Raw genomic sequence first — 15,328 nt, 5'->3', positions numbered from 1 at the left:
CTGGCGGCGAACCGGCTTTCCCTGCCCTGCTCCGCAGGGAATCCGATTCCTCCCCACGGCTAAAGCCGGGGGTTTCCACGGAGGCTTTTCGATGAACGCCACCGATGTGACACTGACCAGCCGTGACGCGCAACCACCGCGACGATCACGGATTCGCGGCTCACCCGGAGACGGCCCCCGTCCGAGGAGACGGGACACCGATCACGGCCATATGCGTCCCGAAAACATGACACCCGCAACGGGTGTCATCACACCCACCACACCACGGGTGTCGCGTTCTCAAAACACACATCGTCCTGGACACCGGCCCGGCCCGCCTACCAACACGGCACCATCCGACATCCGAGCCCTCCGATCCACCACCTTGCGAGTCCCCGTCCCGGATACGCGTCGGGACCTCGAGGACCCGTGGGTGGGTGGCTGGGTTACCGGGCTGCCGCGCCGGGGCGGAGGGCGAGGCGGGTGGCTCCGCCGGCCTCCGCTGACGGGCGCCGCCAGGGGACGTGGCGGTCGAGGAACGCGCGGGACATGACGTAGACGCAGACGCCGCCGTTGACGAACGCGGCGACCACGTCGCTGGGGTGGTGCATGCCGCGGTACATGCGGGCCAGCGCCACCCCGGCCGGGATCAGCACGAGCGCCCAGCAGAGGGCCTTGAGCCAGGTGCGCCGGACCAGCATCGCCAGCAGGACGGCGAGACCCAGGTAGAGGGCGACGGCGGCCGAGGTGTGCCCGGACGGGAAGCTGGAGGTGGGCGGTGACTCGTCCATCCGTGGCACGTCCGGCCTCGGCCGGTCGATGGCCACGGTGGTGAAGTAGAAGACCAGCGCCTGGGCGGTCACCGCGAGGCAGAGGAAGAGCGGCTCCCGGACCCGGCGCAGGGTGAGCGCCAGCACCAGCGCCGCGACCGCCGTCACCCCGATGATCCGGGGTGTGTCGGCGATGCCGCTGACCAGATGGGACACATCGCTGACGGTCTCGGTACGGTGGCCGGCGAGATACCGGTTGGCACTGTCCTCGACGGTCAGTGGCCACAGGTGGGTGGCCTCGCGGGTCAGCAGCACCCCGAGCCCGATCATGAAGGCCAGGAGGGCGGCGATCGGCAGCAGCACCCGCTTGAGAACCTGCATCGCTATCGGCACGGCCGGTGCTTTACCCGGTCGGGCCACTCCGGACACTCGTCAACGGACGTTGAACGGAACCGATGCGCCGGAAAACCAGGAGAGTGATCGCCGGGACGACGGCGCCGAGGAGGAGGCCGGCGACCACGTCGCTGGTCCAGTGCACGCCGAGGACGACCCGGCTGGCCGCGGTGCCCAGCGGGATCAGCACGGCCGCCACCCACAGCAGGCGCAGGTGCGGGAACAGCACCACGAAGACGGCGATGCCGAGGGCCGCGTTGAGGGCGTGGCCGGACGGGAAGGCGTACCCGACGGCCCGCGCCACCGGCTCCAGGAGCTCCGGCCGGTCCCGGTTGATCAGCAGTTTGAGCAGGCCGCCGAGCAGACCGCCGGCGACCATCGTGACGGCCACCCAGACGGCCGGACGGCGGGCGCCGCGGCGGACCAGCCAGATCACCAGGAGCAGAGCGGCCAGCCGGAAGACGTTCGGCTGGAAGATGTTGGTCCACCAGGTCATCGCGGTGGTCAGGGCGGTGCTGTCCAGGGCGGCCTCGTGAAGCCGGCCGGTCACCGACCGGTCGAAGGAGTGCAACGGGCCCCAGCCGCCCAGCACCAGGGCGGCCAACAGGGCGAACGGCACCAGCGGCAGGATCGCGACGGTGGCCGCCGCGCCCGCCCGCGCCTCGAGGGAGATGTCATTGTCCGGCTGCATGACGAGTCATTACCCCACAGGTCACCTGGAAAGCACCTGTGGGTCAGAGCGGCTCCCGTCCGGCGCCGGTCCCGGCCTGGCCGCCGGTGAGGCGTACCCGGTCGGTGGAGAAATCGTTGATCTGCCCGATCGTGTCGCGCACCTGGTCGACCAGCCCGCTGATGGTCGCCTGCTGGGCGTCGGCGACCGCGCGGACCTGGCCGATCGCCGCCCGTACGCTCTCGATCGTGTCCGTCACGGTGGCCACCGCAGCGGACACGTCGGTGGCCGTGGCGGTCAGGGTGCCCAGCGTCGCGGTGATCCGTTCGGCGGACTCGGTGGTGTCGTCGGCGAGTTTGCGCACCTCGTCGGCGACCACCGCGAAGCCGAGCCCGGCCGGCCCGGCCCGGGCCGCCTCGATCGTCGCGTTGAGCGCCAGCATCCGGGTCTGCCCGGCGATCGCGGCGATCAGGGCGACCATCTCCCGGGTGGCGGGCAGGCTCACGGCGAGCGCCTCGGCCGCCCGGTCGGCATGCGCCGCGTGGCCGGCCATCAGCTCGGTGGCGTGGTGGGCGGCGGCCGCGCCGGTGGTGATGTCGTCGACCGAGGCCCGGACCGCGTCCACGCCTTGGACGGCGTCGCCCAGCTGGTAGGCGACGCCCCCGATGATCTGCTCGGATTGGGCCTCCGCCAGGCGCAGGGTGCCGGTACGCCGTTCCTCCTGCTCGCGCAGTTCCGCCTCGCGTTCCGCCTGCTGCCGGGCGCGGATCTCGGCGAGTTCGGTGGAGTGCCGGTCGATCGAGGCGAGCATGTCGTTGATGGCGGCGCCGACCGCGTCGATGTCGGTGTCACCGGACGGGGGCACTCGCAGCGCCAGGTCCCGCGACTTGATGATCTTCTCGGTGGTGCGCCGTAGCGGCTGTACCTTGCGGCGTACCGCCCGGCGCATCGCCACGCTGATCGCCAGCCCGGCCACGATGACCGCGAACACCACGACGGCGCTCAGCTGGAGCAGCGTCTTCTGGGCCTGGGCGCGGATCGGGCGCCCGTTGAGACCCTCGAAGGTGACCGGGGTCCCGTCCACGCCGGTGATCGTGCAGGCGACCGCGATCTCGTCGCCCACCTCGGTGGTGGTGACGGTGATGGCGCCGAACGGGCTGTCCAGCTCACGCAGTTCGCGCGCCCCGGAGCGGGGCCGCTCGCGCAGGCTGACCAGGTCGTCGGTCTGCGCGGTCAGGGCTGCCAGTCCGGGTGCGTCCAGGCTCCGGAACACCAGCAGGTGCCCGTTGGACGGGCCGCTTCCGTCGTCCCGGTGGACCGGAAAGCCGCAGAATTCGGCCGGGGTCCCGATCGCGCTGGTCAGCCCGCAGAACGACTCCCCCGCCGCGCCGGCGCGCAGGTATCCGCGCAGCACCCCGGGATCGTCCAGCGGCGCCGGCAGGGCCGTGTAGCGGGAGTCCTGGATGAGGCCGCCGACCCTGATCCGCCCGGTCGTGTCGACGGCCACCGCCGCCGAGATCTGGTACTGGCCGGTGAGCACGTCGGGCGGCAGGTCGACGGCGAACTGGCGGGCGTCGGCGGTGGCGAGGTCGTCGTACAGGGCGGTCCAGATCGAGTTGGTGACCCCGAAGTCGCGCAGCCGCTGTGCGTGGGCGCCGATCGCGACCCGCAGCTCCTCGGCCTCCCGGCCGAGCTCGTTGCGTTCCAGGCGGTCGAAGGCGGGCACGGTGATCAGGTACACCGGCACGCCCAGCAGCACCAGCATGACGGCGACGAGCCCGAGCGCTGGTAGCAGCTCTCCCTGCCGCGTTCGCCCCACACCCTGCTGTTCGGCACGATCGGCGACGGGCTGAGACCGCTTGGCAACCCGGCGCCCGCTCAACCCGGGGCCGGGCGGACCGATCACCGGAGTCATGCGGAACGGACCGGTCCGGATCTGGGCGGTATGGCTGCTGGTGGCGGCCACCGCCGCCCTGTGCTTCCCGCTGGTCCCCGACGACACCGTCCCCGCCAAGCTGTACGTCAACACGGTCGGGCTGTCGTCGGTCGTGGCGATGGCGGTCGGCATCCGGCGGAACCGGCCGGAGCACTGGCGGGCCTGGGCGCTGTTCGCGACCGGGGTGGCGGTGTTCATCTCCGGCGACATCACGTACGACGTGACCGAGCTGCGGCTGGGCGAGTACCCGTACCCGTACTGGGCGGACGCCTGCTATCTGTGCGCGTACCCGCTGCTGTTCGCGGCCCTGTCGAAGCTGGGCCGCGGCAACGGCGGACGGGACTGGGGTGGCCTCATCGACGCGGCCGTCATCTCCACCGGGATCGGCCTGATCTACTGGGTGTTCGTGGTCGGGCCGACCCTCGACGACACCGCCGCGCCACTGCTGGAGCGGCTCGTCACCATCGGCTATCCGCTCTCCGACGTGCTGTTGACCACGGCCACCGCCCGGATGCTCACCCGGCCGGAGAACCGCACCGTCAGCCTGCGGCTGATGGGTGTGGGCGCGATCCTGATGCTCACCGGCGACCTGTTCTACACGACACTGTCCGCCACGGCCGAGTACACCGGGGGTTTCGTCGACTCCGGGTTCCTGATGGCGTACGCCTGCTGGGGCGCCGCCATGCTGCACCCGTCGATGCGGCTGCGCCCGGACACCGTCCTGCACACCGACCGGATCGGCTGGGCGCGGCTCACGGTGCTGGGCGCCTTCACCCTGATCGCGCCGGCGCTGCTGTTCTACCAGGGCTTCACCGGCCCGTCCGCGATCTCCTGGGGATCGCTCGGGATCGGCGCGGTGGTCCTGTTCCTGCTCGTGGTACTGCGCATGTGGGGCCTGGTCCAGCAGGTGCGGATGCAGGCCGGCCGGCTCGGTGACCTGGCCATGCGGGACGCCCTGACCGGGCTGGCGAACCGTCGCGCCTTCGAGGAGCGGCTCACCGCCGCGGTCGCCGCCGGGACCCCGTCGGTGCTGCTGCTCGACCTGGACGGCTTCAAAGCGGTCAACGACCGGTTCGGGCACGCGGTCGGCGACGAGCTGCTGGCGGCGGTCGCCGAACGGATCGGCGCGGAGTTGCCGGCCGACGCGATGGCGGCCCGGATGGGCGGCGACGAATTCGCCGTGCTGCTGCCCGTCCCGTGCCCGGACCGCTGCGAGGACCTGGCCGTCCGGTTGCGGGCCGCGATTCACCGGCCGATCCACGCGGGCGGCCAGGATCTGCTGGTCGGCGCCAGCATCGGCATCGCCGACGGTGGCGACCGGGTGGAGATCCTGCGCCGCGCCGACGTGGCCATGTACGCCGCGAAGGCCGACGGCGGCCGGCACCGCCACTACGCCGGCGACCTGGACGACCGGGCCGGCGAGGAGGCCCGGATGGGCGCCGAGCTGCGGACCGCCCTGAACTCCGGCGAGTTCCACCTGGTCTACCAGCCGATCGTCGAGCTGCCGTACGGCAACGTGGTCGCCGTGGAGAGCCTGGTCCGCTGGTGGCGCCCGGACCGCGGCTACGTCGGCCCGGACGTGTTCATCCCGGTCGCCGAGCGCACCGGCCTGATCGTCGAGCTGGGCGAGTGGATTCTGCGGACCGCCTGCCTCCAGTACGCGCAGTGGTGGCGTGAGGGAGTCGCCCCGCACCGGTTCGGGGTGAACGTCTCCGCCCGCCAGCTGGCCGAGCCGGGCTTCCCCGGCCTGGTCGCGGCGGTGCTGGCGGAGACCGGCGTGCATCCGGCACGGCTGGTCGTCGAGGTCACCGAGACGGCCGTGTTCGGTGGCGGCGCGGCGGTCCGGGCCGTCCAGGAGCTGACCGAGCTGGGTGTGGAGATCGCGCTGGACGACTTCGGCACCGGCCACTCGTCGCTGGGCCTGCTCCAGACGTTGCCGGTCCGGGTTCTGAAGGTGGACAAGTCGTTCGTCGAGAACGTCACGATGGCGGGCCGGCACGCGGTGATCGCCACCTCGCTGATCCAGGTGGCGAACGGGCTGGGCCTGGTCGCCGTGGCCGAGGGTGTGGAGACCGCCGAGCAGGCGGCCGAACTGTACCGGCTGGGTTACCGGCGGGCGCAGGGTTACCACTTCGGCCGCCCGGTGATGGCGCACGCGATCCCGGCGGAGGCGTCCGCCGGCTAGCCGTGGCCGCGCAGGTCGCGGACCGAGGTGACCAGCTCCTCCTGGGAGATCGGTGTGACCGGGCCGCCGCGGGCCTCCTGCATGGCCTTGCTGAGCTGGAGGCGGCGCAGCACCTCCTTGATGTCGGCGCCGGTCATGCCGGTGCTGGCGACGGCCAGCGCGCCCAGGTCGAGGTCGTCGGCGAACATCCGGAAGCCGGGCGTCTCGTGGGCGGTGATCAGGCCGCGGATCATCTTGCGGAAGATCTCGGCGCGGCTCGCCTCGTCCGGGCGCGGGATGGCCAGCTTCACGTCGAACCGGCCGGACCGGGTCAGCGACTCGTCGACCCGGTGCGGGAAGTTGGTGGTGGCCACCACGATGACGTTCGGGTTCTCCTCGATCAGGTCGTTCATCTCCTGCTTGAAGATGCCGGCCACCGCGTTCAGCGCCTGGCTCGCCGCGTCACCGCCGGCGCCCGCGTAGCTGACGATCGAGTCGAACTCGTCGAAGAGCATCACCGTGGCCGTACGGTAGCGGCGGGCGTCGCGGAAGATCTGCTTGATGTTGCGTTCCGAACCGCCGAGCCACTTGTCCAGGATCTCCGGGGTGCGGATCTCGCGGAAGTCGGCGCCGATCTCGTTGGCCAGCGCCCGCGACAGCATGGTCTTGCCGGTGCCGGGCGGCCCGTACATCAGGATGCCCTGCGGACGGCGGGCGCCCCATCGGGCCATCGCCTCCGGATGCCGGAACGACACGGCGATCTGGCGCAGCTCGGCGACCACTTCGGCGAGGCCGCCGACCATGTCCAGGGTGACCGTCTCGGTGGTCGGCGGCGTCGTCGGGGCCGCTTCCCGGCTGATCACGAAACGCCGGCCGTCGAGCGAGCCCGGCCCGGCCAGGTCGGTGACCGCCTGGAGGGTGAGGGTGACGAAGGCGCGCAGGTGGGCCGGGGTGACGTCGTCGCGCGGCACTCTCGACTCGAGCCGGGCGACGGTGCCGTCCGCCTCGTAGGTGACGGCCGCTTCGAGACCGGCGGCGGCGTCGGCGAGGACTTCCGGTTCGCGCCCGGCCGCCGGCCCGGTGGCCTTCTCCAGACCCAGTTTCCGGTACGCCGCCGCGGCGGCCGTCCCGACACCGTCCACGATCCTGGTCACCACCTCGTCGCCCGCGGCGATGCGGCGGGCCAGCAGCGGGCCCAGTGGGTCGATGCCCAGCACGATGCCGCGCATCTTCCGTTCGGTGGCCATCGGGGTGGTGAGCGTGCTGATCCGGGCGGTGAAGACGTGGTCGGCGGCGTCGGCCGCGATGGTCAGGTCGACCCGCTGGACCGGCGCCGGCCAGGCGGCCCGGCGCAGCGGCTCGACCGGGTTGACCCGGGCGGCGGCGAGCAGGGTGACCGCGTCGACCAGTTCGACGGTGGCGCCGGCGAACTCGAAGGTCTCGGTGCGCGGCCGTGCGAAGCTCGCGTCGGTCATGGGTGTCCTCCGGTCGTCGATCCGGGCATGACCACCCCAGCGTGACACGGCCGCGCACCGTTTGACGCGTCCCGCATCGGGCATGCCGAAGCCATGACCGACTTCCTCGACAAGGCGCAGAAGTTCGCCGACCAGCACGACGAGCAGGTGGATCAGGGCCTGGAGAAGGCCGGCGACCAGATCGACCGGCGCACCGGTGACAAGTATTCGGATCAGATCGACCGCGGTGTGGACGAGGCGCAGCAACGCACCGGGGAGGGGGACACCGTGCCACGTTCATGACCGGGCCGCCGCGGGTACGCAGTACCCATGGCGCTGCCCATCGAGGACTACGCGATCATCGCGGACACGCAGACCTCCGCCCTGGTCGGGCGCGACGGATCGATCGACTGGCTGTGTGTGCCCCGGTTCGACTCGGGCGCGATCTTCGCGTCGCTGCTCGGTGACGAGTCGAACGGGCACTGGACCGTCGCGCCCGCCGGGGAGCACACCGTCCGGCGCCGCTACCGGGACGAGACCCTGGTGCTGGAGACCGAGTTCGAGACCGCCGGCGGGGTGGCCCGGCTGATCGACTTCATGCCGCCGCGCACCGAGTCGCCGGCGGTGGTGCGGATCGTCGAGGGTGTCCGCGGCCAGGTGGACCTGGAGATGGTGCTGCGGCTGCGGTTCGACTACGGCAAGGTGGTGCCGTGGGTCTACCGGGAGGGCCCGGACCTGGTCGCGGTCGCCGGCCCGGACGCGGTGTGGCTGCGCACCCCGGCGGAGCTGTACGGCGAGAACATGGCCACCCGCGCGACGTTCACGGTGCGGGCCGGCGACCGGGTGCCGTTCACTCTCACCTGGCGCCCGTCGCACCTGCCGGCGCCCGTACCGGACGACCCGGTGCACCAGCTCGGCGTGACCGAGGGGTACTGGCGGGGCTGGGTGTCGGCGTGCACGTACGAGGGTGAGTGGCGCGACGCGGTCGTACGCTCGCTGTTGACCTTGAAGGCTCTGACCTATGCCCCGACCGGCGGCATCGTCGCGGCCGCCACCACCAGCCTGCCGGAGCGGCTCGGCGGGGTCCGTAACTGGGACTACCGGTTCTGCTGGCTGCGCGACGCCACGATCACCCTCCAGGCGCTGCTGTTCTCCGGCTTCCAGAGCGAGGCGACCGCGTGGCGCAAGTGGCTGCTGCGGGCGATCGCCGGCAACCCGGCCGAACTCCAGATCATGTACGGCGTGGCCGGTGAGCGCCGTCTCGACGAGCACGTGGCGACCTGGCTGACCGGTTACGACGGCAATCCGGTGCGCATCGGCAACGCCGCGGCCGACCAGTTCCAGCTGGACGTGTACGGCGAGGTGATGGACGCGCTGCACCAGGGCCGCCGGGCCGGGCTGAAGGCCGACGACCCGGCCTGGGGTCTGCAGGTGAAGCTGATGGAGTTCGTCGAGGAGCACTGGCGCGATCCGGACGAGGGCATCTGGGAGGTGCGCGGCGGGCCCCGCCAGTTCGTGCATTCGAAGCTGATGGCGTGGGTGGCGGCCGACCGGGCGGTGAAGGCGGTCGATGAGTTCGGCCTGCCCGGCCCGCGCGAGCGGTGGCAGGCGCTGCGCGAGGAGATCCGCGACGAGATCCTCACCAAGGGGTACGACGAGCGCCGCCGCACCTTCACCCAGTACTACGGTTCGGACGAGCTGGACGCCGCGCTGCTCATGGTGCCGCTGGTCGGGTTCCTGCCGGCCGGCGACGAGCGGGTGCGGGGCACGGTCGCGGCGATCGAGGAGAATCTGCTGTGCGACGGTTTCGTGCAGCGTTACACGCAGAGCCACGACGTCGATGTGGACGGTCTGCCGCCGGGTGAGGGCGCGTTCCTGGCGTGCACGTTCTGGCTGGCCGACAACTACGCGCTGATGGGCCGGCAGGACGAGGCGCGGGAGACGTTCGCCCGGCTGCTGGCGCTGCGCAACGACGTGGGGCTGCTCTCCGAGGAGTACGACACCGGGGCGTGCCGGCTGGTCGGGAACTTCCCGCAGGCGTTCAGCCACGTGCCGCTGATCGACACCGCCCGTACGCTGACGAGTTGCCTGGCACCGTCCGAGGCCCGCGCGAAGGAGGGCCTGCGCTGAGCCCGGCCCGGAAACGGGGGCATGGCGGGGCGGGGGTGCGGGTGGCAGGATGTCGGCATGCTGGTCGTGTTCGCGCACAGCAGCACCGGGGCGACCGTCGCCACCTTGCACCGGGCCGACGGCGTGGTCCTGCAACTGCCCGGCTACGACCGGAAATTTCGGGTTCCGCACGACCTGGCGCACTTCGCGACCGAGCGGGCTCTGCAGATGGCCGGCGGTTTGTTCGGCTCGGTCGCGGCCGGCGGCGTCTTCACCAACATGCGCCTGGTCAGCGGGCGCCCGCGCCATGACGCGGCGGCTCGCAGCAAGCGGGTCATCGACGCCAACAAGCAGACGCTGGGCGTGGCCGAGGTGCTGGCCGGGGTGATCCATCAGATAGTCGAGACCGACGACCCGGCCCCTGCCGCCACGATGGTCCGCAACGCCTGGGGTGTGCTGGATCCGGGGGTGTTCCCGTGGACCGACGAGCAGGTCGGCACGGCGGTCCGTGACCTCACCGAGCTGACCGGCGAGTGGGAGGCGCGGGGCACGCTCCGGCTGACCTGGCCGGACCATCTGGTCGCCGCCGCTCCCCCGCCGCGCGGTGTCAGGCGCGGCCGTCGCGGCCGCGCCTGACACCGGCGGGCGCCGGTCCCGGCCGGGGTCTACCTGACGTAGGTGACGGTGACGTTCGGGTCGGCGGCGTCGCCGGTGGTGTAGACGTACCGCTTGGCGGCGCTGTCCCCGGTCTGGGCCAGCAGCCACTGTGCCGACCAGCGGGCGATCGTCTCGACGCCGGTCGCCTGGTCGAGGGTCTGCGCGGACGGGTCGGGGAGGGCGCCGGCCGGGTTCTGGCCGTCGGTGACGCCGTAGTGGTTGGCGCCGGTCAGGGAGATGAACGCCTTCGGGGTGCCGGCGGTCAGGTGGTAGGTGGTCCGGCCCTCGCCCGGGGTGGCGACGCCGTCGGCGAGGCCCTGGAGGTAACCGACCGGGACGGTGTTGAGGACCGGCAGCACCAGGTCCGTGCCGTACAGGACGTTGTTGCCGCCGTAGGTGACGACCGCCTCGAGCTCGCTCGGCGCGGTGTCGGCGATCGCGCAGAACGGGACGACGCAGAGGCCGGCGCTGACGCTGAGCGCGGTGGCCGCGCCGAACGAGTGTCCGGAGAGGACCAGCGTGTTCTCGTCGATCCGCTGGTGGAGCGGGGAGGCGGGGTTGTCGTCCTCGGCCTCGGCCCAGTCGACGGTCCAGCCGGCCTGGACGCCCTCGGGGTAGAGGCCGCTCGTCCCGAACAGGCTGCGGGTGTGGTTGGGGACGGCGACGACGAACCCGTACGACGCGACCGTCGCCGCGTACGTCGAGTAGTTCGATTTGTCGACGTTGGCGCCCTGGAGGAGGAGGGCGACGGGCAGCCGGGTGCCGGTCGTGGGGTAGTAGACGTCGGCGCTGTCGCCGTTGATCGTCGTCGTGTAGCTCGCGACCGCCGCGCCGGCGGCGGATGCGGGCGCGGGCGCGGGAAGCGTCGCGGCGAGGAGGGCGGCCGAGGCCACCACCGCCAATCGTTTCCAAGAACGGAACAGTGTCACATTCATGGATACGGACTATGTCGATCGATCGATGCGCCGTCAAGAGCCGGAACCCGCGGATTGGCCGTCGCCACGGCACGCCGGGCCCGGAAGGCTGGCGGCATGGTGACGACGTCCTCGATCCTGGCGGTCAGCGCGGTCGCCCTGGGCATGGTGCTCACGCCCGGGCCGAACATGATGTACCTGGTGTCCCGCAGCATCGCCCAGGGACGCCGGGCCGGGATCGTCTCGCTGGCCGGGGTGGCGCTCGGGTTCCTGATCTACCTGACCGCCACCAACCTGGGCCTGTCCGTGCTGTTCACCGCGGTGCCGGAGCTGTATCAGGCGATCAAGCTGGCCGGGGCGGCGTACCTGAGCTGGCTGGCGTTCAAGACGCTGCGGCCGGGCGGGACCTCGGTCTTCGAGGCGCGGCCGCTGGAGGCCGACTCGGCACGGCGGCTGTTCACCATGGGACTGCTCACGAACCTGCTCAACCCCAAGGCCGCGGTGATGTACCTGTCACTGATCCCGCAGTTCGTCCGGCCGGACGCCGGTCACGTGATGGCGCAGGGCTTCCTGCTGGGTGGGGTGCAACTGGCCGTCAGCATGACGGTGAACCTGGCGATCGTCCTGGCCGCCGGCACGATCGCGGTGTTCCTCGGCCGGCGTCCGGGCTGGCTGCGGATCCAGCGCTGGTGCATGGGCGGCGTCCTCGGCCTGATCGCGGTGCGGCTGGCCACCGACCGGAGCCGCCCGCTCGCGGTCTAGGCGCCGACCGACGTCGCCGGGCGCACCGGTCGTCCGGGGACGCGCTCACTCGTACCGGTGGAGGAAGGCGAGCGCGCCCAGGACGGCCTGGACGGCGGGCACCGCCAGAACCACCGCGAGCATCGCGCCCTCCGGGCGCATCCCCAGATGCAGCAGCATCATGAGGCCGCTGAGCGCGAGCAGGCTCATCCAGGCGGCGCGGTCGCCCGGGCGTTTCCAGAGCTGGACGCCGCACGGCAGGCAGACCAGCGCGAGCACCGCGAGACCGGCCAGTACGGCCGGAGCGTGCCCGGCGTGCTCCCCGGCCAGGGCCAGGTGCACGGCGATCCCGCCCACACCGGCCGCGGCGGCGAGCCGGGCGGGGTAGGAGCGGCGCCGGGTCACGGCATGGTCCACAGATGTCACCGGCGCGGTCCTGTGTGGTCGGAGAGTGCGGATGATCGCTGAGTCTGCCACACCCCGGATGCGGAATCGACGTTCAGCGACCGCTTTCGATCAATGACAGCGCATGGAAAAGTGAGGGGGAATTCAGGCGCTGTACGCCTGGCCTCCACCCGGCACTTTCATGATCCACCGAGCGGGCACCGGTTGCGGCGCCCGCAGAAGGAGGAACTCAGTGCGCACCCTTGCCCGATCCACGGCCGCCACTCTCGCGGCCGTCACCATAATCGCGCTGACCGGCGCCTGCGCCCCGCCCGAGAAGGAGACCGAGGCGTCCACCAGCGGCGCCGCCACCGCCACCAGCGCCGGCGCGCTGGGCGGCATGGACGCCCTGATCGCCGAGGCGAAGAAGGAGGGCCGGCTCAACGTCATCGCCCTGCCACCGAACTGGGCCAACTACGGCGAGATCATCAAGGCGTTCGGCGCGAAGTACGGCATCGAGGTCGACTCGGCGCAGCCGGACGGGTCCAGTCAGGACGAGATCAACGCGGCGAACCAGCTGAGGGGCCAGGACACCGCGCCGGACGTGTTCGATCTGGGCGCCTCGGTGGCGGCTGCCAACGTGGCGATGTTCGCGCCGTACAAGGTGGAGAAGTTCGACGAGATCCCGGCCGGGCTCAAGGACCCGGGCGGCGCGTGGGCCAACGACTACGGCGGCTACATGTCGATCGGCTACGACAGCGCCAAGGTGCCGGCCCCGGCCACCGTGGCAGACCTGCTGAAGCCCGCCTACAAGGGCAAGGTGGCGCTGAACGGCGACCCGACCCAGGCCGGCGCGGCGTTCGGCGGCGTGCAGATGGCCTCCCTCGCCAACGGTGGCACGGTCGAGGACATCAAGAACGGCGTGGACTTCTTCGGCAGCCTGAAGAAGGCCGGCAACTTCCTGCCGGTCGACCCGAGCCCGGCCACCATCGAGTCCGGTCAGACCCCGGTGGTCTTCGACTGGGACTACCTGAACGCCGCGCAGTCGAAGAAGATGCCGAGCTGGAAGGTGTTCGTCCCGGCCGGCGCCGTGCTCGGCTCGTACTACGTGCAGGCGATCAACAAAGACGCCCCGCACCCGGCCGCGGCCCGGCTGTGGCAGGAGTTCCTCTACTCCGACGAGGGCCAGAACCTGTGGCTGAAGGGCGGCGCCCGCCCGGTCCGCGCCGACGCCATGCAGAAGGCCGGCACCATCGACGCGACCGCCTTCGCCGCCCTGCCGAAGGTCGAGGGCGACGTGGTGATCCCCACCGAGGCGCAGAACACCAAGGCCAAGGAGTACCTGACCGCGAACTGGACCAAGGCCGTTGGCTGAGATGGCCGAAGTCGCTCCGCGGCGCGTGGCCGGCCGGTCACGCCCGCGGGGCGGCGCCCTCCTGGGCGCGGTGCCGTTCTTCGCGTTCGTGACGATCTTCCTGATCATCCCGACGCTGACCGTGGTGATCGGCGCCTTCACCGGCGACGGTGGGCGAGGTTTCACGCCGGCGAACGTGCGCGCCCTCGCCGACGACCACATCCTCGCGGCTTTCGGCCGCAGCATCACCCTGTCCGCGGCGAGCGCGGTCATCGGCGCGGTGCTCGGCGCGGTGCTGGCCTACGCGCTGGTCACCGCGCGGCCGCACGGCCTGCTCCGGCGGGTGGTGACCGCGGCGGCCGGGGTGCTCGCGCAGTTCGGCGGCGTCACCCTCGCGTTCGCGTTCCTGGCGACCATCGGCCTGTCCGGCTTCGTCACCCTCTGGCTCCAGGAGCACGGCCTCGATCCGTACGCGCGGGGCGTCTGGCTCTTCGAGCTGCCCGGGCTCACGCTGGTCTACACGTACTTCCAGATCCCGCTCATGGTGATCGTGTTCCTGCCCGCACTGGACGGCATCCGGCCGCAGTGGCGGGAGGCGACGGATAGCCTGGGCGGCAACACCTGGCACTACTGGACCCGGGTGGCCGGGCCGCTGCTGGCGCCCGCGTTCCTCGGTTCGGCGCTGCTGCTGTTCGCCAACGCCTTCTCCGCGTACGCCACCGCGGCGGCCCTGGTCAGCCAGGGCAGCCCGATCGTCCCGCTGCAGATCCGCGGTGCCCTGACCAGCGAGGTCGTCCTCGGGCAGGCGAACCTGGGCAAGGCGATGGCGCTCGGCATGGTGGTGGTCGTGGCCGTGGTGATGACCCTCTACTCGCTGTTGGAGTCCAGGACCGCCAAATGGCTCGGGTGATCTTCCGCTGGACGGTCCTGACCGTCATGGGCGTGTTCTTCCTGCTGCCGCTGGTGGCCATGGTGGAGTTCAGCACCCGTGACCCGCGGACCTGGCCGCTGCTGCTGGACTGGCCCCGCCTGAGCACCGAGTACCCGGCCCTGGCCGAGGGCATCCTGGCCTCGCTGGCGCAGGCGGCGCTCACGTCGGTGCTGATGCTGGTGCTGCTGGTGCCGACCGCGATCTGGGTGCGGCTGCGGCTGCCCCGGTTGCGCCGCGTGGTCGAGTTCCTCTGCCTGCTGCCGCTCACCATTCCGGCGATCGTGCTGGTGGTCGGCCTGGCCCCGGTGTACGCCTGGGTCAACTACTTCCTCGGCGGCTCGTCGCTGACGCTGGTGTTCGCGTACACGGTCCTGGTCCTGCCGTACGCGTACCGCGCCATCGACACCGGCCTGTCCGCGATCGACGTGCAGACCCTGGCCGAGGCCGCCCGTGGTCTCGGCGCCGGCTGGGCGACCGTGATCTGGCGGGTCGTGCTGCCGAACATCCGCTCGGCGGTGCTGTCCGCCGCGTTCCTGACCGTGGCCCTGGTGCTCGGCGAGTTCACCATCGCGTCGCTGCTGCACCGCACCAACCTCCAGGTGGCCATCGAGTTCCTGGGCAAGAGCAGCGCGACCGTGTCGGTGGCGGTGTCGCTGACCGCGCTGCTGCTCGCGTTCGCCCTGCTGCTCGTGCTGTCCCTGGTGGGCACCCGTTCCAAGGAGAAGAGTCCATGAACGACCTGATCGGGCTCGGTCCTGAAGGTCATGAAACGCCGGAGCGCAGCGGAGGGGTTTCATGAACGACCGAAGGGAGTTCATCATCGGGCTCGGTCCTGAAGGTCATGAAACGCCGGAGCGCAGCGGAGGGGTTTC

General features: G+C 71.5%; 14 protein-coding genes. 8 read left to right on the top strand and 6 right to left on the bottom strand.

The features are described from left to right. Nucleotides 1-425: 425 nt before the first annotated feature. From AB0I88_RS39020 to AB0I88_RS39010, 3 genes are read right to left on the bottom strand one after another with little or no spacing between them, the layout of a single operon-like run. Nucleotides 426-1,142: a phosphatase PAP2 family protein gene (locus tag AB0I88_RS39020; protein ID WP_361036924.1), complete on the bottom strand. Its 717-nt coding sequence runs from the start codon at nucleotides 1,140-1,142 to the stop codon at nucleotides 426-428. Nucleotides 1,143-1,152: 10 nt separating this feature from the next. After that, nucleotides 1,153-1,833 (bottom strand): phosphatase PAP2 family protein, encoded by a 681-nt coding sequence (locus tag AB0I88_RS39015; RefSeq protein WP_361036922.1) that lies wholly within the window; start codon nucleotides 1,831-1,833, stop codon nucleotides 1,153-1,155. A 43-nt stretch (nucleotides 1,834-1,876) separates the two neighbouring features. After that, on the bottom strand, nucleotides 1,877-3,631 hold the full coding sequence (locus AB0I88_RS39010) for a methyl-accepting chemotaxis protein (RefSeq protein ID WP_361036920.1): 1,755 nt from the start codon (nucleotides 3,629-3,631) through the stop codon (nucleotides 1,877-1,879). 94 nt (nucleotides 3,632-3,725) lie between these two features. Between AB0I88_RS39010 and AB0I88_RS39005 the strand changes: the two genes are divergently transcribed. Beyond that, on the top strand, nucleotides 3,726-5,933 hold the full coding sequence (locus AB0I88_RS39005) for an EAL domain-containing protein (RefSeq protein ID WP_361036918.1): 2,208 nt from the start codon (nucleotides 3,726-3,728) through the stop codon (nucleotides 5,931-5,933). On the opposite strand, the gene AB0I88_RS39000 is transcribed toward AB0I88_RS39005, so the two are convergent. Then, nucleotides 5,930-7,387, bottom strand: coding sequence for an ATP-binding protein (locus tag AB0I88_RS39000; RefSeq protein WP_361036916.1), 1,458 nt, complete (start codon nucleotides 7,385-7,387; stop codon nucleotides 5,930-5,932). The two genes, AB0I88_RS39005 and AB0I88_RS39000, sit on opposite strands and share 4 nt — an antisense overlap. A gap of 93 nt (nucleotides 7,388-7,480) precedes the next feature. Here AB0I88_RS39000 and AB0I88_RS38995 point away from each other — a divergent pair, with 93 nt between their 5' ends. The 3 genes from AB0I88_RS38995 to AB0I88_RS38985 are packed head-to-tail and all read left to right on the top strand — an operon-like array spanning nucleotide 7,481 to nucleotide 10,111. After that, on the top strand, nucleotides 7,481-7,669 hold the full coding sequence (locus AB0I88_RS38995; RefSeq protein WP_361036914.1) for an antitoxin: 189 nt from the start codon (nucleotides 7,481-7,483) through the stop codon (nucleotides 7,667-7,669). 27 nt (nucleotides 7,670-7,696) lie between these two features. Then, on the top strand, nucleotides 7,697-9,496 hold the full coding sequence (locus tag AB0I88_RS38990; RefSeq protein ID WP_361036913.1) for a glycoside hydrolase family 15 protein: 1,800 nt from the start codon (nucleotides 7,697-7,699) through the stop codon (nucleotides 9,494-9,496). Between the two features lie 57 nt (nucleotides 9,497-9,553). Then, nucleotides 9,554-10,111: a hypothetical protein gene (locus AB0I88_RS38985; RefSeq protein WP_361036911.1), complete on the top strand. Its 558-nt coding sequence runs from the start codon at nucleotides 9,554-9,556 to the stop codon at nucleotides 10,109-10,111. Nucleotides 10,112-10,140: 29 nt separating this feature from the next. Here the strand turns inward: AB0I88_RS38985 and AB0I88_RS38980 are convergent, their stop codons facing one another. Further along, on the bottom strand, nucleotides 10,141-11,067 hold the full coding sequence (locus tag AB0I88_RS38980) for a hypothetical protein (protein WP_361036909.1): 927 nt from the start codon (nucleotides 11,065-11,067) through the stop codon (nucleotides 10,141-10,143). A gap of 96 nt (nucleotides 11,068-11,163) precedes the next feature. Between AB0I88_RS38980 and AB0I88_RS38975 the strand changes: the two genes are divergently transcribed. Beyond that, nucleotides 11,164-11,808 carry a LysE family translocator gene (locus AB0I88_RS38975; RefSeq protein ID WP_361036907.1) on the top strand — a complete coding sequence of 215 codons (645 nt, stop codon included), beginning with the start codon at nucleotides 11,164-11,166 and terminating at the stop codon, nucleotides 11,806-11,808. Between the two features lie 45 nt (nucleotides 11,809-11,853). Here AB0I88_RS38975 and AB0I88_RS38970 read toward each other — a convergent pair whose 3' ends face one another. Next, a complete protein-coding gene (locus tag AB0I88_RS38970) occupies nucleotides 11,854-12,213 on the bottom strand; it encodes a hypothetical protein (protein ID WP_361036905.1) in 360 nt (119 codons plus the stop codon). Between the two features lie 211 nt (nucleotides 12,214-12,424). Between AB0I88_RS38970 and AB0I88_RS38965 the strand changes: the two genes are divergently transcribed. From AB0I88_RS38965 to AB0I88_RS38955, 3 genes are read left to right on the top strand one after another with little or no spacing between them, the layout of a single operon-like run. After that, nucleotides 12,425-13,546 carry an ABC transporter substrate-binding protein gene (locus tag AB0I88_RS38965; RefSeq protein WP_361036904.1) on the top strand — a complete coding sequence of 374 codons (1,122 nt, stop codon included), beginning with the start codon at nucleotides 12,425-12,427 and terminating at the stop codon, nucleotides 13,544-13,546. Between the two features lies 1 nt (nucleotide 13,547). After that, nucleotides 13,548-14,435 (top strand): ABC transporter permease subunit, encoded by an 888-nt coding sequence (locus tag AB0I88_RS38960; protein WP_361036902.1) that lies wholly within the window; start codon nucleotides 13,548-13,550, stop codon nucleotides 14,433-14,435. Continuing rightward, complete coding sequence (locus AB0I88_RS38955) at nucleotides 14,423-15,190, top strand: ABC transporter permease subunit (RefSeq protein ID WP_361036900.1); 768 nt, start codon at nucleotides 14,423-14,425, stop codon at nucleotides 15,188-15,190. The genes AB0I88_RS38960 and AB0I88_RS38955 overlap by 13 nt, the downstream gene beginning before the upstream one ends. Nucleotides 15,191-15,328: the final 138 nt, after the last annotated feature.

It is taken from the genome of Actinoplanes sp. NPDC049802 (assembly GCF_040656595.1).
Classification (GTDB): domain Bacteria; phylum Actinomycetota; class Actinomycetes; order Mycobacteriales; family Micromonosporaceae; genus Actinoplanes.
This window is presented reverse-complemented; position numbering and strand designations above follow the sequence as displayed.

Bases quoted from the DNA above. Each gene is read 5' to 3' on its own strand.
- AB0I88_RS38955 (WP_361036900.1), top strand. From the start codon at position 14,423: ATGGCTCGGGTGATCTTCCGCTGGACGGTCCTGACCGTCATGGGCGTG.
- AB0I88_RS38995 (WP_361036914.1), top strand. From the start codon at position 7,481: ATGACCGACTTCCTCGACAAGGCGCAGAAGTTCGCCGACCAGCACGAC.
- AB0I88_RS38975 (WP_361036907.1), top strand. From the start codon at position 11,164: ATGGTGACGACGTCCTCGATCCTGGCGGTCAGCGCGGTCGCCCTGGGC.
- AB0I88_RS38990 (WP_361036913.1), top strand. From the start codon at position 7,697: ATGGCGCTGCCCATCGAGGACTACGCGATCATCGCGGACACGCAGACC.
- AB0I88_RS39005 (WP_361036918.1), top strand. From the start codon at position 3,726: ATGCGGAACGGACCGGTCCGGATCTGGGCGGTATGGCTGCTGGTGGCG.
- AB0I88_RS39000 (WP_361036916.1), bottom strand. From the start codon at position 7,387: ATGACCGACGCGAGCTTCGCACGGCCGCGCACCGAGACCTTCGAGTTC.
- AB0I88_RS38960 (WP_361036902.1), top strand. From the start codon at position 13,548: ATGGCCGAAGTCGCTCCGCGGCGCGTGGCCGGCCGGTCACGCCCGCGG.
- AB0I88_RS39015 (WP_361036922.1), bottom strand. From the start codon at position 1,833: ATGCAGCCGGACAATGACATCTCCCTCGAGGCGCGGGCGGGCGCGGCG.
- AB0I88_RS38980 (WP_361036909.1), bottom strand. From the start codon at position 11,067: ATGAATGTGACACTGTTCCGTTCTTGGAAACGATTGGCGGTGGTGGCC.
- AB0I88_RS38985 (WP_361036911.1), top strand. From the start codon at position 9,554: ATGCTGGTCGTGTTCGCGCACAGCAGCACCGGGGCGACCGTCGCCACC.